The following is a 20,817-nucleotide window of genomic DNA, read 5'->3' on the forward strand; positions in this document are numbered from 1 at the left end:
CACCTCCTCCTTTCATCCTAACAAAAACCCTCGCTTCAAATCATCCCTCGGATCTACAACAAACTGATGGAATCCTGTAATAAATGCATTCCCTGTTACTTTCGGAACGACAGCTTCATATTTATCTACCTCTGTTACGGATAATACTTCTCCCTCAAATTGGCCGTCAGTAATGCATTCGTGGATGAAAATCTCTCCTTTTTGTAAGGCATCTTTTTCAAAAAGAGTTGCGATTCTTGCAGAAGTTCCTGTACCGCAAGGGGAACGGTCTACTTGCCCGTCAGCAAAGATTGTTACATTTCGTAAAGTAGCGTCTTTCTCTTTCGGTTCGTCTGAGAAAATAACGCCGTATATTCCTTTTAAATCTTCTTCAAGTGGATGTTTTACTTCCATTTGACTCTCAATGTAGTGCTTAATTTTACCGCCCCACGTTTGAATTGCAGCTAAGTCTTTGAAATCGACTTTCAAACCAAATTCTTTACTATCCACTACAGCATAGAATGCTCCGCCAAACGCGATATCTACTTGAAATTCATAGTCATCTATTTTGATAGGAACGTCTTTCTTATATACGAACGAAGGAACGTTTTCAAATGATACTGACTCTACTTCGCTCCCGTTATATTTTGCGTACGCGATAACTTCCCCAGCAGGGCTATCAATAATGAATTTTTGTTTTTTACCTGTCACTTCAAACATACCTGTTTCAATTCCTACTGTAATAACAGCGATAATTCCGTGACCACACATCGTACTCCAGCCTTCATTATGCATAAATAATACGCCAAAATCAGCATGAGGACTTGCAGGCGGAGTAATGATACAACCGTACATGCCGTGATGTCCTCTCGGTTCATACATAAGAATCTCACGAAGGTGATCTAAATGTTCCATGCAGTACGCGCGTCTTTCTAGTTGCGTTTCTCCCTTTATCACTGGTACTCCGCCCGTAATAATTCGCAGCGGTTCCCCAGCTACGTGAGCATCAATTGTCGTGTATATTTTACTAATCTTCATTTCTATCTCTCCTTCATATCTTTATACCATTTCCATTGCAAGTATCATGCCAAAGTGTAGAGCGTTAATTTGTTTACATTCTTCAGAAAAAGGTGTATCCTTTTGGCAACAAATCTGTATACCACTGTCTACTTTTTTATAAAAACTTTGGGGGATACACTATGAAACAATTCGATAACTTTGCAGTTCCAACGTTGCATACACTCCTCTCTTACGTGGAAGAAGCGATTTCTATCGTAAATACGAAGGGCGTTATGTTGTACTGGAATGAGGCAGCAGAAAAAATGTATGACATTAAGAAAGAAGATATTATCGGTAGAAATGTGCAAGAGTTTTTTTCAAAGGAAGATATTATGAATTTGAAAGTTCTTGAGAGCGGGCAACCGGTCCGGGATATTTATCATCTTCCTCGGCCAGATAAGCACGTCTTAATTAGTACGACTCCTATTTATGACGAAAGCAATGAATTAATTGGCTCTATGTCTGTAGAACGAGATATTACTGCAACGATTAAGTTAAATGAAAAATTATCCTCTACTTCTGAAGAATTACAGCAATTAAAGCAAATGATTCAGCATCAACAAGATGACCCCTTCAGCACGATTAAAGGAAGTAACGCAACACTTCAGCACATAATCCACAACATGAAAAAGGTAGCAAAAACAGATGCGACGATTTTAATTACAGGCGAAAGCGGCGTTGGGAAGGAACTCTTTGCTCAGGCCATTCATGAAGCAAGCCTGAGAAGTAAGCAATCTTTTATCCCGATTAATTGCGGCGCTATTCCTGCCGCCCTATTTGAAAGTGAGTTATTTGGTTATGAATCCGGAGCATATACTGGAGCCGCTAAGGGCGGAAAGGCAGGAAAGTTAGAATTAGCAAATGGCGGCACTTTATTTTTAGACGAAGTGGGAGAACTACCGCTTGATATGCAAGTAAAACTACTTCGCGCTTTACAAGAAAAAGAAATTTACCGAATTGGTGGGCAAACGCCGAAAAAAATAAACGTAAGAATTATTGCTGCAACGAATCGTATGTTAGAAGATATGGTGCTCAGCGGGACATTTCGATCTGATTTATTTTATAGATTAAATGTTTTTACGGCGCACATCCCGCCATTACGGGAACGAACGGACGATATTTCCTTTTTAACTCATCATTTCTTAAAGGAATTTTCTTTTAAATATAACAAGCTCGCTCCATTCGTTCATCAAGAAGCGATGAATAGGCTACATACATATTTTTGGCCGGGTAATATTCGCGAACTGCGCAATATAATAGAAAGATTAATTGTCCTTCATGACGGGAAAGAAATACGAGAAGCAAATATTTTGCAACTATTGCCTTCGCAAAAATCTTTCTATCATACAGAGCGCTCACTTACTGACGAGAAAAAGAACTTAGAGAAAACTAGAATTATACAAGCCCTCGAAGACACGTACGGAAACAAAAGCATCGCTGCGAAAAAATTAGGTATGTCCCGGGCTAATTTATATAAGAAACTGAAGAAGTATGGGATTACTTACGAAGTAGAGCGTTAATCAGTAGTGTATGTGCTCATAAGCCAATAAAAAAGTCATTTATTCATAGTGTGTAAAATTCATTGTGGAATTCAAGCCACATATTCGTTCTTGGGAGGTGCTGTAGCACCTCCTTTTCTTTTGCAACAAACGGGCCAGATTGTGGAGGATCTCTTCTGAAATAATTGGATATTAATGTTAAAACAGATGAACATTATGAAGTAATGTACTTAAAACTATAAGACAGGATTATTGCTTTCCTATATAATTATAGCAAACAAAAGATAGGTTATTTAAGGATGGCTAATATGTTGAAAGCAAAAACGAAATATCAAACTTGGATACGAATTTACAAACTAATTATTTTTTTGGTTATTTCACTCATTCTTCTCTTAGTAACATTATTACCTGTTAATTTATATTTGCGAATCCTGTCAGGTATTTTTGCGTTACCTTTTATTTATATAGCATTTATACTTTCTTATTCAGTTTACCAATTTGCAGCAGTTGGGGGGAATTATCAGTCAAAAATACATGATTTAATTGTTGCCAAAGTGAATTGGGATGAAAAAGGAAAAATACTAGATATAGGAACCGGTAGTGGTTCACTGATTATTAAACTGGCAAAGACTTTTCCTAAGTCCTTTCTAACTGGAATTGATTATTGGGGCGGAAATTGGGAATATTCCAAATCCCAATGCCAACAGAATGCTGAAATAGAAGGGGTCTCTGATAGAATTGATTTTCTGAAAGCAAGTGCTGCAGAACTCCCTTTTACTGATGATGAATTTGATATAATTGTAAGCTGTCTAACATTTCATGAAGTAAAAGATAGAGAAAATAAAACTGAAGTAATTAATGAGGCATTAAGAGTATTAAAACCTGGTGGCGAGTTTGTTTTCTTAGATTTATTTATGGATGAAAAAATATTTGGAGATGAAAAAGAGCTCTTAAATGTCTTAAAGAAACATGGTGTATCTGAATTGAATAGCTACAAGCTTGCTGAAGAAATGGAGTTACCAAAACTCTTATTGAACAAAAAAGTATTAGGAAATGCAATGATTTTGAGTGGAAGGAAATAAGAATGCACTAATTCGTCCTTATAATAGCGCGGACTTCTCTATTATAAGGGCGACTACTTAATTTAACTTAACAAAGTGATGTAGCTCTATTTGTTTTTTGCATCTTTTTTAGCAACATCGTAACTTTATTTCAAACCCACACACCTAACCCCAACAAAAAAATCCCCCGAAACCCGGGGGATCCATCAAACCCTAACCGCCACCACATCCGGCACTTGCTTAGCAATTTCCTCACCAATCTTTATACTAGCCGTTGCGGCTGGAGATGGTGCGTTGCAAATATGCAGAGAATTGATGCCAGGGATAATGCAGAAATCATCAACCATATTTCCGTTTGATAAGATGGCTTGTGCTCTTACCCCTGCATGCGTTGGGACGATATCTTTTTCTGTTAGTTCTGGTATGAGGCGCTGTAAGCTTTTTAGGAATGATTGTTTACTAAATGAGCGCACCATTTCTTTTATGCCTTCTTTCATATTTGGCATCGCCATTTTCCAAAAGCCTGTGTATGTCATTATTTCCATGAAGTCTTTAATATCAAAGTCCGTTTTCGTATAGCCTTCTCGCTTAAAGCTTAATACTGCATTTGGTCCTGCATGTACGTCTCCGTTGATCATTCTTGTAAAATGAACACCTAGAAATGGGAATTCTGGATTTGGAACTGGATAGATTAAATGTTTTACGAGATGGCGTTTTTCTGGGACGAGTTCATAATATTCACCACGAAACGGAACAATTTTCATATCCGTTAATATACCTGTCTTTTTCGCAATACGATCGCTATGTAATCCAGCGCAGTTAATGAGAAATTTCGCTTTAAATACACCTTGATTCGTCTCAATTGTTACGGCGTCTTTCTTCTCAGTAATACGCTCCGCCGTTGTTCCTAAATGTATTTCTCCGCCGCTTTCTTGAATCAAGCGGGCAAATGCATAACTTACTCCTCTATAGTCAGCAATCCCGCAAGAAGGAACACGGATTGCGCCAAGTCCCTTTACATGAGGTTCAATTTCAGCTAATTCTTCCTTACCTATTTTTTCAATATGTAAATCGTTTTGTAAGCCTCTTTCATATAAGTTATGTAAAAGAGGAAGTTCGTCCTTTTCTGTAGCGACAATTACTTTTCCGCACATGTCATAAGCGATGTCATTTTCTTTACAAAATTGAACCATAGTTGCATTTCCTTCTTTGGCAAACTTCGCTTTATAACTCCCTGGTTTATAGTAAATTCCAGAGTGAATTACTCCGCTATTATGTCCAGTTTGATGATGTGCAAGTTCCTTTTCTTTTTCAATGATCGCGATTTTCGCACGAGGGAATTTTTTCGTTAAAGCCATTCCAGTTGAAAGCCCAACAATTCCTCCGCCAATAATTATAAAGTCATACATCCTACTTCCCCCTTAATAGTATAAAGTGAAACTTTAATCAGTGGGGGGTGTTCATCCCCCACTGATTATTAGCCTTCACCAATCGGGCGTTTACGGGCAGCCCGACTCCCACCTAACTTCTTTGCTCCAGCCGAACTTTGAGGTGGGAGTTTTACTGCCCTCAAATAGCGGGATAAAAGGCAGGTCTCTTTAAAAGACCCGCCGTACATATTATTTAGAAAAACAACCACGTTGACGCATTAGTTCTCTATATAAATCTTTATTTTTCTCAAACGCAGCTCTTCCGTGCATCCAAAATAAATTGTTTAACAGAACTAAGTCACCAATTGGTAAATTCAATGCATGTGTTGCTGGTGAGTTTTCAACAGAATATGATAAGTCTTTCAGATAGTTTGCTTGTTCAATATTATCTGGATAAGCGAACTGATCAATAAAGCAAATACATGGTGCGTTATTCACATCAAAAAACGTTTCACGATAGACGATTTCTTGCGCATTTTTACTTGGTGGCGCTTTATACGTAACCTTAACAGATGCGAGCGAATGATTTCTAAATTTCTGAAGATCTTCCCAATCATCTAAATGTAGTAAACGAGATTCTCCGCCTACTGCATTTTGCTCTTCAATTTTCATCATAAGCAGCCAATCTGTCGGCTCATCAACGAATGTACCGTCTGTATGCAGTGTAAACAATCGGTACGCTTGACGAAGGTAAGAATCACTACTATCCGTATCTTTCACATTAAATCTAGCATAGTACGTTCCTGTCATTGCATCAAAGTTTGGCTCCCCGATTAAATGTGTTAATGCTGTTGCAAATTTCACGTAGTCTGCTGGATCTGACGTTTCACCTTGTACCCCAATTGTAAATCCGCCCGTTTCACGGTCATGAACAATGCCGCGAATGTTATCCATAAATGATTGCCCAAAAATCTTTCTCATTCCATCCGCAAGATTAAACCGAGAATAAGGAATGTATTGTAATGACTGCTCTGAATGCTCTTTTACCTCTTCAAAAAACTGCTTAAGCAATTGCTGGTTTAGCGTAATATGATATAAACGTTTATGCTCTGGATGAGGAGCAATTTCATACCCCTCATATTTCTTTGCAAATTTCATCTTTGCATTTTGTTCTGTAATAATCGACATTTCAATTCCTCCCTAATTTAAATATGAAGAATGTATTGACGCTTTTTACAGACAGTTATCCTTATCTTCTTATGCTGAGATTCGGTCTTACTGTCCTAACAACGAAAAAGCCAGTTATACGCATACCACGACATAAAATCGTAGAAACGTACAACTGGCTCATAATTACGAGTGTTCTTTAATCTCTTAAAGTACAATAATAATAGACAGTTTGTATGAAAATATTTATAAAACAGGAAAGCAAGATCGAATATAGAGAAGGCTAATTTCTCGTATGGATCTTATTAATTAAATAATAATTCGAAATATTCTAACTGTCAATTCGTTTTTTATTATTTTCTCTACATACTTTATACGTTTTAAAAATCCCCTTACTTTCTACGCACCCTCTTTTTTTCATCTCTTGTTTTACAACTTACACTTCATTTAACTTTTTCATAGTTCTTGCCTCCTCAATAAAATAAGCCAGTCATATCTCTTTAAAAGAAATACAACTGGCTCTCGTTTATGGTTGTAAACTAGATAGTTTTTATGGTGTTGTTTCCTCGTACTCTCCCCTGGGCTGTTCATCATTTAAATAACTTACATATTGGCGATGTAAATCTTTTACCGCACTGACGATCGCATTTTGCGCTTTTCCTTGATAATGATCCGTAATATCTTGAACGATTTCTTCAATACCATCTTGCAAACTATGTCCTCTCAAAATTTGAGCAACGAAGTCTCTACCATGCTCTGTCGCAAGCGTACATGACGCTTCAATAATGACATGATATTTATGATCTGCCTCAATTGTAATTGTTAGTGTCTCGTACATACTGCGAACAGCCATCCCTTTCGGAAGTCTCGAATGTCCTGCCATAAAAAAAGTCCCTTTACGCATATTTCATCCTCCATTACTATGTTAAGAGCCAGAAAAACAATGTACACATTTGCATTGAATTTTACTACCCTTATCCTTATAGCTCGTACTTCTGCTAAAGAAGCTCAAGTGGAAAGAAGTTTACTCTCTTCATTTTCAAACATAAATCTGGGCTTACAGCGAGGCTAATCACTGTCATCCGATAATAAGTTAATCATAATGAAAATAAACTGAATATTCAATATTAAACTCCGCAAATTTCATGAATAAACAAGAAAATTCTCTCGCCCAGGCACATATACTGTTCAAAAGAAAGAAGGAAGTGGTCTCATGTATTACGGAACGAAAGGCTGGTACGTAGCTGAACTTAAAAAATTAGGTGTTCGCTATCATGAAGGACGAAAACTAGAAAGTTACCGCGCACACGTATTACGCAATTTATTAATCGCACAACAAGAGACAACGAAGGAAGAGTAATTTACTAACAAAACAACTCTCGAGATATATCGTCTATTCAACAAATCCCGTCAAATCTCCCATCTAAACTACCAACTAATCACACATTGATACAAACCAAAAAAAGGTCACCCACACAGGCATGCCCATCAACTTAAGAATTCAGAATCACCACAAAATGAAAAAAGATTGATTAAAAACATCAAACCTCTATAGATTTCTTAGAGGTTTGATGTTTTCTTGTTGGATATTTATGTTAATCTAACGATAAACATTGTGAAGAAATGTACTTCAACTAACGGGGCAGGTTAGTTGAAGATTGCTTTGACCTTTGTTCAACAATTGGGCCATTTAGTTGAAGATCTCATCAAATAAGTAATGATATTTAAAGGAATAATTCATTCTGATAAAGAACATTAAAAAACGTGATGATAAGGAGGCGATTGTATGGCAAATCATGTAGAAAATCTATATAACTATCATGTATGGGCAAATCAACGGATTATTGATCATCTTAAGACACTTTCTCCTGAGAAATATCAAAAGGAAATGAAAAGTGTCTTTTCTTCTGTTTCAAAGGTTTTATCTCATCTCTATTTGGTGGAATATGGATGGCTTCATACCCTTGAGGGTCAGAGTATGAATGAAGCAATGCAATCTTCATTTCAAATTCAAGAAAAGATTGAGAAACTGCCCATTGAAGACTTAGAAACGGAATTTCACACTTTAACATCCCGGTTTAAAACCTTTTTGAACAGACAGGAAGATATGGAAAAGAGAATAATGTTGGATAATCCATGGGCAGGATTAAGAGAAACAAGTATATCTGAAATGGTCTTACACGTTGTGAATCATGGAACCTATCATAGAGGGAATATTTCAGCTATGTTACATCAGTTGGGTGATTCTTCAGTTATGACTGATTATGCTTTTTATTGGTATTCTTGAAATGTTATTCATTAAGGCTCAGTAAAATAATCAAACTTTTTTATAAAAATCTCATACTTAGCTAAAAAGGGTAACTCCATTTTGATCAATCTTTATTCAAAATGGAGTTTTTGTATTTGTTGTTAAATAAAAAAGGATAATCAGCCCTCATAATGGACTAACTATCCTGTAATTTATTATCTAAATTTAATAAACAGGTGACCTTTCCTATTCACAAACAAGAATTTGTCTAGAAAATGATCCTTTTCTTGTAATACAGCGATCTGTAATTTCAAATCCTGCTTCATGGATCATGTCGTCCATTGTTTCCATCGTGACAACGACTACCTTTTTAGCGATGCGGCGTGCACTGGAAAGAATGGAGAACTGGTCTTCTGGTGTTGCATGCGTAAATAAGTCGTACGGCATATCGATAATTGCGACGTCGTAGTTCTCAGTAAGTTCTTCAATCGGGCCATTTGTTACCGTTCCTTCAAACCCGAAATGCGCGATATTTTTTCTCGTTCCAAGAACTACAAGTGGATTGATATCTCTACCAACGATGTTAATCCCCATAGAAAGTGCTTCTACTACTACTGTTCCAATACCACAGCACGGGTCAATTGCTCGTACTCCATCTGGATTTGGTACAGCAATATTGGCAACTGATCTCGCAACACGTGTGCTCAGAGATGTCGAATAACTATGCGGTTTTTTTATGTGATGATACCAAACTGGTTCACTTTCTACATAGTGTCCGAAGTACCAACGTCCTCCAAGAGGAACAATCCCGAATACACGCTCTGGATTACGAACATCAGCTTCTCCTTCAATATGCATGCCGAGGTCTCGTTCAATGAGACGTCTGTCTCCATATTCAATTTTATTCTCTCCAACAAGGTCATTAATTTTAACGAAGATGACTTTGAACGTCGCCCCCGCCAAATCAATTTGTTCCACTTGTTTTAGAATACTTTCTAAGTCGTCTCCTTCATACATAACCTCAACGCGCTCTTTAATAAACGCACTTCTACTCGGGTCAATTTTGACATCACTTTTCAAAATATTAACGTGAGACTCCATTCCAAAGAACGAGCGCATTTCCAAGTAACATAAAGCACGCTCCTCCTCGCGAAATGCATACGTATATATACATGCAGGTGTTTTACTATGATTACTCAATCTATTATCATCCTTTATCGTTTAAAATTGTTATGATCACAATTACTCGAATACTTTTTCACGTAAAGTTAAATGATATCATATGCCCGAAATAAAGAGAAACCTTTATAATTCATTTAATAAAATGAAGGCTTTTACGGGCAGCAGGGCTTCCATCTAACTTCTTTGCTCCAGCCGAATTTTGAGGTGGGAGTTTTACTGCCCAGCAAATAGCGGGATAAATAAAAGAGACTGCATCTCAGCAATCTCTTCTATCATTCTCTCTATTTATTAACGGTACGAAGATACGTCATTACCCATTGCTTCGTAATAATCTAGAATACCTTGATAAATAGCTTCCGCTGCACTTTGTCTCTGTGCTGGTGTAGCTAGTTTATCTGCATCACTTTTATTATCTACAAATGCTAATTCTGCTAATACAGCTGGCATTGTGTTTTCTCTAATTACATATAAATCGCCTTTCTTCACACCGCGATCTTTTGTTCCAAGTGCATCTACAAGACGCTCTTGAATTTTCTCTGCTAATAAACGACTTTCTGATACATTCGGGTTTGTCCCTCTTGCTGTCGCTGATTCATAGTAGAATGTTTCTGTACCTTGTCCTTGTTTACTATCCGTACCATTACCATGAATACTTACAAAAATATCACCTTTATTTGCCTGAGCAAATTCTACACGTTTTTGTAAAGACTCAGCTGCAGTGTTTCCTGGACGTGTATCATTCTCACGAGTTAACAACACAGTAAACGGTGTCTTTTTCTCAAATATTTTCTGTAATCGTAACGATACATCTAATACAGTTTTACTTTCTTTCTCATAATAACCAGGATTCCCCGAGTCAATTCCCCCATGACCTGGATCAATAATAATCGCTTTACCTTCTAAGAAATTACCTTGTTTCACTGGGTTTAATTGATTTTTATCAACCCATTGGAAACCAGCGCCCATGCGGATACGAATCCAGCTATCTTTTTCTTCAATAACAGTTACTTGTTGTGCTTTATGTGTGCCTGCCACTGTAGACGTATGTGAAGCTTCTTGATATGTAGTGAATTCTTGATTAATAGACTCTGTTTTTTCTTGTGATGGTGTCCACTTCTCACCTTTACTTGTTACAACCTTTAACCAACCATCCGCTCTTTGCTCTTTCACTTCAAGCATTTGTGGCTTATGTTGAGTGTCAGTAATACCAGATGATAATGATGCTTGATGATATGTAATAAAGTTTCTATTCATATACATTCTTTTCGATGTATTTGTTTTATTTTTATCTGCCATCGCGATAAACTGAGCTGCTTCGGCACGACTTACAGTACCGTCAGGATTCCAGCCATTTCCTGTACCCTTTGAAATCTCTAAAGCTACTAAAATATTAGCTTTTTCCTTACCCCAATGCTTTTCCAAATCTTTAAATTGTGTTGGAAGTTCTCCAATAATTTTCTTATCTAATGAATATGCTTGTACAAGCATAGCTGCCATAGATGCACGGTTAATTGGGCTTGATGGATTGAATTTCCCAGTACCATCTCCACTAACTACACCTGCTTTTTCTACTGCAGCAATATATGGTGCTGCCCAATGATTTTGTGAATCTTTAAAAGATGGTTTCGCTTTTGGATCAATTGGTAAACCAAGAACGATCGCCAATAACTTTGCAGCTGATCCTTTATCTACCGCTTCAAATGGAGCGAATGTACCATCTGGTTTTCCATCAAGCGCTTTTTTCCCTACTAAATAATCAACTGATTCTTGCGCCCATGTAGGAACATCCGAAAACTTTTTCCCCGCTGCGAAACTACTAACTGGAGACGATAATAAACTTGCGGCTAAAATACCAGCCGCGACTGCACGATACTTCATAAATAATAATACTCCTCTCGAAAATCAACGTTTAAAACGCGAAATCTTAATATATAAATTACAGAAACAGACAAACAAAAAAAATTAGTGCGCCTCTATCATTTTATAATACTAGAATTCTGTAGTAAACCTACTTTATTAATATTTTAAAATAAAATACATTTGTATTTTTTATACACAAAAAAGTGGTTGATTCATAGAATCAACCACTCTCTCGCTATTCTACTATCATTTCTGATAACACATATGCATAAACAAGTGCTTCTGTATGTGAAATCGAGCTTTCATGCGTACGCTCAAATGCGTGAGAAGAATCAATACCAGCTCCAATTAACGCATGTTTCACATCAAATCCAGCGCGAATCGCAGCTGATGCATCTGATCCGTAGTATGGATAAATATCCACTTTATATTCAATAGCGTTCGCTTTCGCCAGTTCAACTAAATGTTTACGTAAAGCGTAATGGTATGGACCACTAGAGTCTTTCGCACAGATGGATACTGTATATTCATCAGATGCTTGTCCATCACCTAACGCTCCCATATCAACTGCTAAATATTCTACCGTTTCCTCTGGAATATTTGAGTTTCCACCGTATCCAATTTCTTCATTATTAGAAATTAAGAAATGTGTTGTATATGGTAATGTTACCTTTTCATCTTGCAATCTTTTAATTAGTTTTAATAGAATTGCTACACTTACTTTATCGTCTAAATGACGTGATTTTATGTATCCACTCTCTGTAATTTGAACGCGTGGATCAAATGAAACGAAGTCTCCTACTTCAATTCCTAACTCACGTACTGCATCTGCTGAAAAGACACGCTCATCAATACGAACTTCAATATTTTTCTCATCGCGCTTCGCTTCCCCTGCATCTTTGTACACATGGACAGAAGTTTGATGCATTAAAATTGTACCTGTATACTTCTTACCGCTTGACGTTTCAATTTCGCAATATTCCCCTTCTACAGAGTTCCAGCGAAATCCACCAATCATAGATAGACGAAGACGACCGTCAGGCTTAATTTCTTTCACCATCGCCCCTAACGTATCAACGTGTGCAGTTAATAAACGATGCTGCTCATCATTCTTGCCTTTCACCGTTAAAATAAGAGCGCCTTTATTATTACGCTTCGTCTCTACATTCCACTCACTTACATAGTTTTCAATAAAATTAATAATTTTCGCCGTGTTTCCAGATGGACTTGGAATAGAGACAAGCTCTTTAATTAATTCCATCGTTTCTTTTGCATGATGTGCCATTGTCGTGTTCCTCCTCATTCTCTCTACTATTCAGTATACAAAATTTACTATAAAACCTCTACTAATATAGTTTAATTTTCTAAATTATAATAAAATTCACTTTATCCTAACCTTAATGACAAAAAAGCACAGCATTTTCTCCATTAACGCTGTGCTTTTTCTATAAAACTATTCTTCCGAAACGTCCATCAAATAAATCCCTCTTGTAAACCCGCCGCGCTCTTCTTCTTTCTTCTTACGAATACGCTCTACCTCTTCAATTGTTGCACCTTCTGCGCGCGCTAATGAAACAATAACTTCAAGTGCATCTGCAAGTGAATCTAACGCATGTTCACGATCTTTCATCGAAGCAAATTCACGAATTTCTTCTGTACCAATTTTCGCTAACGCTTGTATGTAAGCTTGTCCTGTTAATTTTTGTGCTGTATATGTTTTTCCAGACATTAAAATTTTCTCCGGGATACGATCTCTTACTAACCTGTTATAAGTTGACATCACTTACCCTCCTATTTTTAATAACACCCGAGCTCTGCTTTATCCCGCATTAACGGGCAGTAAAACTCCCACCTCAAAATTCGGATGGAGCAAAGAAGTTAGGTGGGAGATTAACTGCCCATAAACGCCCGATTGGTGAAGGCTAATAATCAGTGGGGGATGAACAAAACCCCCACTGATTAAAGTTTCACTTTATAGAAAAACCACTCTTTTTTCACATCCCGTTCTTTCTTCACTTCACCAGAGAAAGCCACAGTTGGATGTCCATCAAAGAATAATGCAGTCCGTACCGCAAGCTATGCAAAGCGTAATATGTAAGTAAAATGATAACGATAACACCGATCATTTTCTTCATTTATTACTCCTAAAAAAAGTGCTAACACAATTATACTAAAATGTGTTAGCACTTTCTTCCCTTTATTCCCCTTTAAATGCCGGTAAACGTTTTTCTAGAAAAGCAGCAATACCTTCTTTATGATCCGCTGTTTGTCTCATCGCATATTGACCACGCTTTTCAAGCTGAAGCGTTTGTTCTAAATTAGAACGATTCACTTCACATAAAATTTGTTTCGTTTGAATCATCGCCTTGATTGGTTTTTGTAACCATTCATTAATTTTTTGCTTCACAGCCGTTTGAAAATCCTCACCGATTACTTCATCAATTAAACCGATATCTAACGCTTCTGTCGCTGATAATTTCTTCCCTTCCCAAATGATTTTCTTCGTCATATTTTCACCGACGCGCTTTTGAAGGAAGAAATGGCCGCCACCATCTGGAATTAAAGCGATTCCAATAAAGTTCATCGCAATAACTGATGATATATCTGCCATGACATAATCAGCTGTTAATGCAATACTTAATCCAAGTCCAGCAGTCGGCCCGTGAATTGCACTAATAACAAGCTTTGGCATCGTATATAACGTCACAACGATTTCAGAAATTGTATTCATGATGCCTTCAAACTTACTTTCATCATTACTTGAAAGCATCGATTTAATATCTCCACCTGCAGAAAAACCACGGCCACTTCCGCATAACACAACAACGTGAACAGAGCTTTCCGCTACTTCTTTCAACTTTTGTAATAACTCTTTTAACGTTGGTTCATCTAATGCATTTAAAACCTCTGGACGATTGACCATAACCGTTGCTACGCGCCCTTCATATTTCACAACAACAGATTCTGTTTTACTTGTTACTTCCATTATATATACCCCTCTTTTCCACATAAAGATTATACTTATATAATTATAGAAAGCATATTAAAAATCCTTCTTTTTTCTTAATTTTCTGTCTAATATCCTCATAATTTGTATATATCTCCGTATAAAACATACAATTTCGTTAAAAAATATAGAAATTAAAGTCGGTTTATCCATGCATTTCATCTATTTACCGTTACAATGAAATGGTGTATTCTTAAGTTTGATGCAAAAAAATAAATATTGAAATTCATTCGCCTTATTATGTAAATAAGGCTTTTATCCCCATCTCTTGGGTATTGAACTAAAGGAATGAAGAAATGGAGGAATATATGGTTAATAAGTTGAAACAAACGGATAACTACTTCCCGCATTTCCTATTGCTATTCATTGTGTTTCAACCAATTTTAGATTTATTAACGTCTTTTTCAATCTATGTATTACACATGAGCGCAACAGTTGGAATCGTAGTCCGTTTCGCCTTTATGCTTCTTGCATTAGGTTATCTACTTCTTCATAGAAAACAACATGGGGCGAAAAAGTACATTCTCTATTTATGCCTACTCGGGATCGTACTAGCAATTGGTCTTGTAAATAATATGATGATTAAATCTCCAGTTTCATTTGGCGAAGAAGTGAAATTTATTTTAAAGAGCATATATCCAATTGTGCTACTGTTTGGATATATTATCGTCTTTAAAGAATTAAAAAATAAAGAATATACGTTTCATAAAATCATTACATATTTCTTATATACAACTTTAATTTTAAGCATCACACTGATTGTTGCAATGCAAACTGGTACAGATTTCCCAAGCTACCCTCACTCAAAGATCGGTTCAAGAGGTTGGTTCTTTGCTGGAAATGATTTAAGTTCTATTTTTGCAATTATGTTCCCAATCGTATTGTTATATTCGATTCATAAAACAACTTCTTTCTCGAAAATCTATTACTGGATTCCAACAATACTTGCGATGTATGCAAGTATTATGGTCGGAACGAAAGTAGGATATGGTGCAATTGTTCTAACGCTTGGCGTGGCACTTTTATTCTCATTCATTGAATATATGATTCATCGCAAAAAAGAAGGAAAAGGATTCACATATCTCATAAATACAATTGTTGCCACTATTGTACTAGGAGGTTTACTTGCACTTACACCGCATACTCCTATCGCAAAAAATATGGGCATCCATATGCAAATATACGAATACAAAAAATCAGTACAAGAAGAAAAGGATAGAAAAGAAGGAAAAGTAATTAAAGAAGATCCAGACGCAGAGAAAAAACATGCAAAAGGTGAGCTAACAGACTCTGAGGTCAAAAGTTTAATTTACAGTGATCGCGATAAGTTTTTAAAAGTATACAAACAATACTATAAAGACGCACCACTATCACAAAAATTATTCGGAATGGGCTATGCTGGTAACTATACGGTTAAAATTAAATTAATCGAAATGGACTTCCACGATCTATTCTTTGCATTCGGAATCGTCGGTTTCCTTATTTACTTAATACCGCTTCTATACTTCGGTATTAAATTATTCATTCGTATCATAACAAACTTTAAGAAAATATTAACTGTGAAATATATGCTATTAGCTAGCGCCATTGTACTATCGCTTGGAATCGGCTTTATGTCCGGCCACGTATTAACAGCGCCGTCCGTTAGTATTTTCTTCGTTGTTATACTCGCTTACTTAATTGTTGATTTAGAGGTAGAATAACGTGAAACCTTATTCAGTGGGGCTTTTGTTCACCCACCACCATCGGGATAAATGAATAAAAAAACGCTTAGAGAAATAATTCTCTAAGCGTTTTTTTGTCCTAACACTCCCTTACCGCCTCTAGTATTCAAAGTACTAATTCTTTCTGCTCCAGTAATAAGTGGTTTTGCTCGTTTAATTAAATTTTGCGTAGACCCTAAAGTTAAAGATGCCTGGTGCGCATCTTCGCTATCCCATACCTCAAAAACATATACAGCATTCGGTTCATCATCAGAAGTACTTATAATATACACCTCACACGTGTCCAATGACTTCATCGATTCCGCCGCCTCTAACAAAATATCCGCTAATACATCTCGATTACTTTCTTCTACAGTGAATTTTCCATACAACCCGAAGTTACTCATTTTTTCTCCTCCTTAATTATGAAACTCCCCTTACCCAAACTAATATTTCTACGTCAATATGTATGTTTCCTGTAAAAAAAAGACCGAATCACATTATGTTTCGGTCTTTGAAGCAAAACTATTTCTTTCTATTGAAAAGACGCCCGAATCTCCTCCAACACCTCATCAATATTATCCTTCGTAATGACAATACCGAAATCTTTCGGGACGTTGCTATCTTCTTCATTCACAACTTTATGCGCAATCAACTTTCCAATTTCCGGTCTGAAATGATGCCCATCCATATAGTTATCTAAATTCGCTGTAACAGAATTAAGATACATGAAATGGTGAACTTCTCCAAATACATCTACAGCGTCATGAAGCCATTTTTTATAATCTTCCCATCGCCCTGATTGAATCATCGTACGGAACAGAGGCTCTGAAACAGGCGTTGTAAAAATATAAAACTTCGTGTTTGGATTATGAGCCTTTACTGTTCCTAATATTTCTTTCATATTTTGATACTCATAATTCCCGCCGTAAATCTCTTTACTAAACTTATCTACTTGCGCCGCTATTTGCGCATCACGTTCTTCTTTCGTATAATCGCGCATCGATTTTATATTCTCTCGATTGTACCGATCAAGATTTGTACTATGATGAGTGGAATTTGCAATTGTATTCTTTGAATAAGTAATCCCGTCCATACTTACATACGATTTGACCGGATACAATAAACTTTGCGCCTGATTAATATACGCTTCTGGTTTATCAAAACCAATTTCCCTATTTTTGTTCGTTCCAAGGAAATCTAAACCAAGTACAATAGACTCGAGTTCACTACCTTTTTGTTCTTTTGCATATTCAATATATGCATCATATTCACGCGGATCTGTACTGCTTACCGCATAATTAAATGCGTTTAACCCGGTGAAGTCATTCTCGTTAATAAAAGTAGTTCTACTACTTCCAAGTATAACTCCATCATATGTAAACGGACGGTATGTTATATAATTCGTTTTCTGTTGTCTCTCGTTAAACCCGTACTGCACATCATTCCACTTATTTTTATGCGGGAATAACCAAAGTGAATCTATATAGCTATTAAATATCCCGACACCTGCCAGAGGAACAAAAACACATACAAAAACGAAAATAAGCCAATGTTTGTTTTTCATATTCTCCACCTAGAAATTAAAGTATAAAAACTCACTAATACTCGTTAAATGTAACACGCTATATACGAGCAATACTGCAGTAAATAAAGCAGTCCATACATTCGGACGGAATGAATCTTTTAACTGAATTGAATTTTTTAAGAAGAAACTAATACATAACGCTCCGAAAATATACGCTACCATTTTCGGATCTAATAAAGAGACATGGTACCCTTCTGTAAATGAAACACCGTACTCTTTTAAAAATTGCAGCTTCTCTATTATAAATGCCGGGAATACGCTATTTGCTAATTCGATTCCATTTAGCCCGAACATTCCTTTTAACACTTTCACCGCATCATGCATCGATGTTGCCCTAAAGAATACCCACGTTATATTAATGAAGAAAAACGTAACGAGCCAACCAGCAAAGGCTGGCATCCGCCCTCCCGCTTTACTCCATAAGCGATGAATAACAGAAGCTGCGCCGTGCAAGAATCCCCAAAAAACAAATGTCCAACCAGCTCCGTGCCAAAGTCCACTTATTAAAAATACAATCATAATATTTACGTATGTACGCGTAATCCCTTTTCGATTTCCTCCTAGAGAAATGTATACGTACTTCGTTAAAAACTGACTAAGCGTCATATGCCAACGATGCCAAAAATCTTGTATATTCACTGCTTTATACGGTGAATTAAAGTTTTGAGGTAATTTAATATTAAACATTAAAGCGATTCCAATTGCCATATCACTATATCCACTAAAATCAAAATACAATTGGAACGTAAACGCTAACGACGAAAGCCATGCTTCGACAAATGTTAATGATTGCTGCACATCAAACCCTTCATGTACAAGGGGTGATAATACATCTGCAATACCTACCTTTTTGAAAATACCAACTGCAAATACAAATATACCAAGAACGATATACTTCGATTGCCAGCGCTTTTTACTATCGTCAGCAAACTGCGGCATAATTTGCGCATGATGTACAATCGGCCCTGCAATAAGCTGCGGAAAAAACGTTACAAACAATGCGTAATCAAGAAAATGACATGCCTTTGTTTCCCCGCGATACGTATCTACTAAAAATGCAATCTTTTGAAACGTATAGAAACTAATCGCGAGCGGTAACGTTAATGATAATAATGTAAAATGAGTTCCAATTAATGCATTAACATTTTGTAAGAAAAAATCATAATACTTGAAATAACTAAGCATCCCCATATTAAATATTAACCCTACTGTTAAAAGAAATTTACTCTTATGTTTTACGAGCCTCATTCCGATAAAGTAGTTCACAATGAGCGACACTAACATAAGCGGTAAATATTTCACATTCCAATAACTATAGAAAAATAAAGAGGCCGCAACGAGCCAAGCTTTCGCTAATGTAGCATGTCCAAATTTATTTAATAGAAAATATAAAAGAAATGCTATCGGTAAAAATAAAAAAATAAACTCAAATGAGTTAAATAACACACCATCTCTTCCCTTCTAAACAAATCACACCTTATTCATCTTATCTTACCCAAATAGTGAGTGTCAAAAGGATTCCGCTCCCCTTTTCTTCTATTATATAGGATAATCATTTCAATCGAATTATTAACATGCTAAAATATTAAAGGCGCTATTATATAAAAAAATATATAATAGAAATGTCGGTTTTTTGCACGAAATGTATTTTGAAAAAAGTGAGGAGAGTCCTTTGGTATTTAGTAGTTCTGTTTTCTTATTTATCTTTTTACCTCTCGTATTATTTTTCTATTTTATAGTGCGTGCCGAGCTACGTAATTTCGTATTACTTGCATTTAGTTTAATTTTCTATGCATGGGGAGAACCTCGATTCGTCCTCTTAATGCTCTTTTCTATTATATTAAACTACTGCTTCGGCCTACTCGTGCATCATTATGATAAACGAAAAAATATGAAAGTCACATTTTTAATTATGGCTGTGGTCGGGAATATTTTATTACTTTCTTATTTTAAATATATTTCCTTTTTCACAGATATTTTAAATCAAACTTTGCATTTATCCATTCATGTGGAACCTATTCCACTTCCGATTGGAATTTCATTCTATACGTTCCAAGCGATGTCATACGTCATCGATATATACCGTAGAGATGGCGCAGTTCAAAAAAATCCACTTAACTTAGCGTTATATATATCAATTTTCCCTCAGCTTATTGCCGGACCAATCGTTCGTTACAATATCGTTGCTGAGCAAATTAAAACGCGCATCCATTCTTTTGAACGATTTACAGAAGGTATCCAAATTTTCGTTTTAGGACTAGCGAAAAAACTATTAATCGCCAATCAAGTTGGATTTGTCGCAGATAAAATCTTTGCCTTACCACCGTCTGAAATGAGCGCTGCAACGGCTTGGATTGGTATTATCGCCTATACGCTTCAAATTTATTTCGATTTCTCTGGATACTCTGATATGGCAATTGGACTTGGAAAAATGTTCGGATTTGATTTCCCGAAAAACTTCAATTATCCGTACATCTCGAAATCCATTTCAGAATTTTGGAGAAGATGGCATATTACACTAGGCTCTTGGTTCCGCGACTATATATACATTCCGCTCGGTGGAAACCGTGTATCCAAACTAGCAAATTACCGTAACCTCTTCATCGTATGGGGATTAACTGGTTTATGGCACGGAGCAAGCTGGACATTTATCTCCTGGGGATTATATTACGGCTTTATTATTTCCATTGAAAAAGCTGGATTTGAGAAAATATTAAATAAGCTATGGAAGCCGCTGCAACATGCATATGTACTCATCATCGTTATGATCGGTTGGGTCTTCTTCCGATCTGATAACTTCGCATACTCGTTCCAATATTTAAAAGCTATGTTTGGCATGCAAAGGCAATCTTTCATCGATGACAACACAATGATATATATACATGAATACATTGTCATATTTATCATTGCCTTTATCGCAGCGACACCAATTTTGAAACGTGTTAAAAACATATTAGAACTTGCACCCAAAACGTATATATTCACGATGCAAGTTGTACGTCCTATATTATTACTAACATTATTTATGATTTCGATTATGTATTTAATTAATTCGACGTATAATCCATTTATTTACTTCAGGTTTTAACTTATC

At 36.3% G+C, this 20,817-nt stretch carries 18 protein-coding genes; 6 read left to right on the forward strand and 12 right to left on the reverse strand.

Translation table 11 applies throughout. The annotated features are described in order from the left end of the window. Window positions 1–12: 12 nt before the first annotated feature. Window positions 13–1,017 carry a proline racemase family protein gene (locus ACE38F_RS23370; RefSeq protein WP_375370386.1) on the reverse strand — a complete coding sequence of 335 codons (1,005 nt, stop codon included), beginning with the start codon at window positions 1,015–1,017 and terminating at the stop codon, window positions 13–15. A 161-nt stretch (window positions 1,018–1,178) separates the two neighbouring features. Here ACE38F_RS23370 and ACE38F_RS23375 point away from each other — a divergent pair, with 161 nt between their 5' ends. Beyond that, window positions 1,179–2,558, forward strand: a complete 1,380-nt coding sequence (locus tag ACE38F_RS23375; protein ID WP_375370387.1) for a sigma-54 interaction domain-containing protein — start codon at window positions 1,179–1,181, stop codon at window positions 2,556–2,558. 287 nt (window positions 2,559–2,845) lie between these two features. After that, window positions 2,846–3,619 carry a class I SAM-dependent methyltransferase gene (locus tag ACE38F_RS23380; RefSeq protein WP_215569885.1) on the forward strand — a complete coding sequence of 258 codons (774 nt, stop codon included), beginning with the start codon at window positions 2,846–2,848 and terminating at the stop codon, window positions 3,617–3,619. A gap of 185 nt (window positions 3,620–3,804) precedes the next feature. Here the strand turns inward: ACE38F_RS23380 and lhgO are convergent, their stop codons facing one another. The 3 genes from lhgO to ACE38F_RS23395 form a co-directional block, all read right to left on the reverse strand. Then, window positions 3,805–5,007: an L-2-hydroxyglutarate oxidase gene (lhgO, locus tag ACE38F_RS23385; protein WP_375370388.1), complete on the reverse strand. Its 1,203-nt coding sequence runs from the start codon at window positions 5,005–5,007 to the stop codon at window positions 3,805–3,807. 210 nt (window positions 5,008–5,217) lie between these two features. Next, complete coding sequence (gene glaH / locus ACE38F_RS23390; RefSeq protein ID WP_375370389.1) at window positions 5,218–6,156, reverse strand: glutarate dioxygenase GlaH; 939 nt, start codon at window positions 6,154–6,156, stop codon at window positions 5,218–5,220. A gap of 529 nt (window positions 6,157–6,685) precedes the next feature. Continuing rightward, on the reverse strand, window positions 6,686–7,039 hold the full coding sequence (locus ACE38F_RS23395; RefSeq protein WP_002010894.1) for a DUF3870 domain-containing protein: 354 nt from the start codon (window positions 7,037–7,039) through the stop codon (window positions 6,686–6,688). A 309-nt stretch (window positions 7,040–7,348) separates the two neighbouring features. On the opposite strand from ACE38F_RS23395, the gene ACE38F_RS23400 reads away from it, so the two are divergent. Both ACE38F_RS23400 and ACE38F_RS23405 read left to right on the forward strand, forming a co-directional pair. Further along, window positions 7,349–7,495, forward strand: coding sequence for a YflJ family protein (locus ACE38F_RS23400; protein WP_002010895.1), 147 nt, complete (start codon window positions 7,349–7,351; stop codon window positions 7,493–7,495). A gap of 426 nt (window positions 7,496–7,921) precedes the next feature. Beyond that, window positions 7,922–8,422 carry a DinB family protein gene (locus ACE38F_RS23405; protein WP_001273686.1) on the forward strand — a complete coding sequence of 167 codons (501 nt, stop codon included), beginning with the start codon at window positions 7,922–7,924 and terminating at the stop codon, window positions 8,420–8,422. A gap of 207 nt (window positions 8,423–8,629) precedes the next feature. On the opposite strand, the gene ACE38F_RS23410 is transcribed toward ACE38F_RS23405, so the two are convergent. From ACE38F_RS23410 to ACE38F_RS23430, 5 genes are all read right to left on the reverse strand, one after another. Continuing rightward, a complete protein-coding gene (locus ACE38F_RS23410) occupies window positions 8,630–9,583 on the reverse strand; it encodes a TRM11 family SAM-dependent methyltransferase (RefSeq protein ID WP_215555392.1) in 954 nt (317 codons plus the stop codon). A gap of 270 nt (window positions 9,584–9,853) precedes the next feature. Beyond that, window positions 9,854–11,443 carry an N-acetylmuramoyl-L-alanine amidase gene (locus tag ACE38F_RS23415; protein WP_375370390.1) on the reverse strand — a complete coding sequence of 530 codons (1,590 nt, stop codon included), beginning with the start codon at window positions 11,441–11,443 and terminating at the stop codon, window positions 9,854–9,856. Between the two features lie 217 nt (window positions 11,444–11,660). After that, entirely contained in the window at window positions 11,661–12,710 is a 1,050-nt protein-coding gene (locus ACE38F_RS23420; RefSeq protein WP_215555390.1) for a M42 family metallopeptidase, read from the reverse strand. Window positions 12,711–12,878: 168 nt separating this feature from the next. Beyond that, window positions 12,879–13,205, reverse strand: coding sequence for a phosphoribosyl-ATP pyrophosphohydrolase (locus ACE38F_RS23425; RefSeq protein WP_375370391.1), 327 nt, complete (start codon window positions 13,203–13,205; stop codon window positions 12,879–12,881). A gap of 417 nt (window positions 13,206–13,622) precedes the next feature. Further along, a complete protein-coding gene (locus ACE38F_RS23430) occupies window positions 13,623–14,411 on the reverse strand; it encodes an enoyl-CoA hydratase (RefSeq protein WP_002010905.1) in 789 nt (262 codons plus the stop codon). Window positions 14,412–14,740: 329 nt separating this feature from the next. On the opposite strand from ACE38F_RS23430, the gene ACE38F_RS23435 reads away from it, so the two are divergent. Continuing rightward, window positions 14,741–16,135 carry an O-antigen ligase family protein gene (locus ACE38F_RS23435; protein ID WP_375370392.1) on the forward strand — a complete coding sequence of 465 codons (1,395 nt, stop codon included), beginning with the start codon at window positions 14,741–14,743 and terminating at the stop codon, window positions 16,133–16,135. Window positions 16,136–16,218: 83 nt separating this feature from the next. On the opposite strand, the gene ACE38F_RS23440 is transcribed toward ACE38F_RS23435, so the two are convergent. From ACE38F_RS23440 to ACE38F_RS23450, 3 genes are all read right to left on the reverse strand, one after another. Further along, complete coding sequence (locus ACE38F_RS23440; RefSeq protein WP_215555386.1) at window positions 16,219–16,542, reverse strand: putative quinol monooxygenase; 324 nt, start codon at window positions 16,540–16,542, stop codon at window positions 16,219–16,221. Window positions 16,543–16,670: 128 nt separating this feature from the next. Further along, entirely contained in the window at window positions 16,671–17,702 is a 1,032-nt protein-coding gene (locus ACE38F_RS23445; protein ID WP_375370393.1) for a hypothetical protein, read from the reverse strand. A 9-nt stretch (window positions 17,703–17,711) separates the two neighbouring features. After that, window positions 17,712–19,169: an MBOAT family O-acyltransferase gene (locus ACE38F_RS23450; protein WP_375370394.1), complete on the reverse strand. Its 1,458-nt coding sequence runs from the start codon at window positions 19,167–19,169 to the stop codon at window positions 17,712–17,714. A gap of 226 nt (window positions 19,170–19,395) precedes the next feature. Here ACE38F_RS23450 and ACE38F_RS23455 point away from each other — a divergent pair, with 226 nt between their 5' ends. Continuing rightward, window positions 19,396–20,811, forward strand: coding sequence for an MBOAT family O-acyltransferase (locus ACE38F_RS23455; RefSeq protein ID WP_375370395.1), 1,416 nt, complete (start codon window positions 19,396–19,398; stop codon window positions 20,809–20,811). Window positions 20,812–20,817 lie beyond the last annotated feature (6 nt).

It is taken from the genome of Bacillus altaicus (genome assembly GCF_042136375.2).
Lineage (GTDB): Bacteria > Bacillota > Bacilli > Bacillales > Bacillaceae_G > Bacillus_A > Bacillus_A cereus_U.

What these genes read in the sequence shown, in the direction of transcription:
- lhgO (WP_375370388.1), bottom strand. Translation starts at nt 5,007, where the DNA reads ATGTATGACTTTATAATTATTGGCGGAGGAATTGTTGGGCTTTCAACT.
- ACE38F_RS23445 (WP_375370393.1), bottom strand. Translation starts at nt 17,702, where the DNA reads ATGAAAAACAAACATTGGCTTATTTTCGTTTTTGTATGTGTTTTTGTT.
- ACE38F_RS23375 (WP_375370387.1), top strand. Translation starts at nt 1,179, where the DNA reads ATGAAACAATTCGATAACTTTGCAGTTCCAACGTTGCATACACTCCTC.
- ACE38F_RS23425 (WP_375370391.1), bottom strand. Translation starts at nt 13,205, where the DNA reads ATGTCAACTTATAACAGGTTAGTAAGAGATCGTATCCCGGAGAAAATT.
- ACE38F_RS23430 (WP_002010905.1), bottom strand. Translation starts at nt 14,411, where the DNA reads ATGGAAGTAACAAGTAAAACAGAATCTGTTGTTGTGAAATATGAAGGG.
- ACE38F_RS23435 (WP_375370392.1), top strand. Translation starts at nt 14,741, where the DNA reads ATGGTTAATAAGTTGAAACAAACGGATAACTACTTCCCGCATTTCCTA.
- ACE38F_RS23370 (WP_375370386.1), bottom strand. Translation starts at nt 1,017, where the DNA reads ATGAAGATTAGTAAAATATACACGACAATTGATGCTCACGTAGCTGGG.
- ACE38F_RS23405 (WP_001273686.1), top strand. Translation starts at nt 7,922, where the DNA reads ATGGCAAATCATGTAGAAAATCTATATAACTATCATGTATGGGCAAAT.
- glaH (WP_375370389.1), bottom strand. Translation starts at nt 6,156, where the DNA reads ATGTCGATTATTACAGAACAAAATGCAAAGATGAAATTTGCAAAGAAA.
- ACE38F_RS23415 (WP_375370390.1), bottom strand. Translation starts at nt 11,443, where the DNA reads ATGAAGTATCGTGCAGTCGCGGCTGGTATTTTAGCCGCAAGTTTATTA.
- ACE38F_RS23380 (WP_215569885.1), top strand. Translation starts at nt 2,846, where the DNA reads ATGTTGAAAGCAAAAACGAAATATCAAACTTGGATACGAATTTACAAA.
- ACE38F_RS23420 (WP_215555390.1), bottom strand. Translation starts at nt 12,710, where the DNA reads ATGGCACATCATGCAAAAGAAACGATGGAATTAATTAAAGAGCTTGTC.
- ACE38F_RS23440 (WP_215555386.1), bottom strand. Translation starts at nt 16,542, where the DNA reads ATGAGTAACTTCGGGTTGTATGGAAAATTCACTGTAGAAGAAAGTAAT.
- ACE38F_RS23395 (WP_002010894.1), bottom strand. Translation starts at nt 7,039, where the DNA reads ATGCGTAAAGGGACTTTTTTTATGGCAGGACATTCGAGACTTCCGAAA.
- ACE38F_RS23400 (WP_002010895.1), top strand. Translation starts at nt 7,349, where the DNA reads ATGTATTACGGAACGAAAGGCTGGTACGTAGCTGAACTTAAAAAATTA.